At 73.4% G+C, this 699-nt stretch carries 1 protein-coding gene; it reads left to right on the top strand.

Features of this window, described 5'->3' with window-relative positions; all coding sequences use genetic code 11:
- A partial coding sequence (locus tag Amac_RS54405; protein ID WP_170323111.1) for a hypothetical protein occupies window positions 1–699 on the top strand: 699 nt, incomplete at both ends.

Consider the following 699-nt stretch of genomic DNA (forward strand, 5'->3'; position numbering starts at 1 on the left):
CTGCTCGACATGCGGGATCCCTCCCGTGCGGGGGGCGCCCGCGGACGCGAGCTGCCCGCGTTCTTGAAGGGCACGGTGCTGGACCCGGACTACGTCCCGCCCCAGCGTTCCGCCGACGACGCCTACAGCGACGCAGACGGCGAGGCAGGGCAGCAGAACACACCGCGGCAGAACGCATGGCCGCAGTTCCTCCACGGCCGCTCCCCCAACACCGGCCGCTGCACCGACACCGACCGCTCCATTGACGCCGACCGCTGCACCGACAGCCCCGCTGATGCTGGCCGTTCCTCTGACGCTGGCCGCTGCACCGGCGGTGCCTGCTCGGCGGGGCCGGAGGGCTCTGGTGAGCCGGTGGGTTCGGGGGTGCTGGTGGCCCAGTTCCGGCGGCTCGCCTCCCGGATTGCGGTGACCGACCTGCCCGAGGTCTGCGGGGTGTGCGTGGGTGAGACGGAGGATCTGCTGTTCGCGCGGGACCGGCTGGACTCGGCGATCGCCGCCCGGGTGGGGCGCGTCCACGCCACCGGTGAGGCCAGGAGTGCCGGCAGCGGTGGGCACGCCTCGACCAGTACCTGGCTGCGCGCCTCAGCGGGGATGAGCAGTGCGGGCGCTTCCCGTCTGATCCGGCTGGCCATGCAGTTGGCCCGGCTGCCCATGGTCCGGGATCGGTTCGCGTGCGGCACGCTGGCCGAGGGGTCGGTC

The organism is Acrocarpospora macrocephala, from assembly GCF_009687865.1.
Lineage (GTDB): Bacteria > Actinomycetota > Actinomycetes > Streptosporangiales > Streptosporangiaceae > Acrocarpospora > Acrocarpospora macrocephala.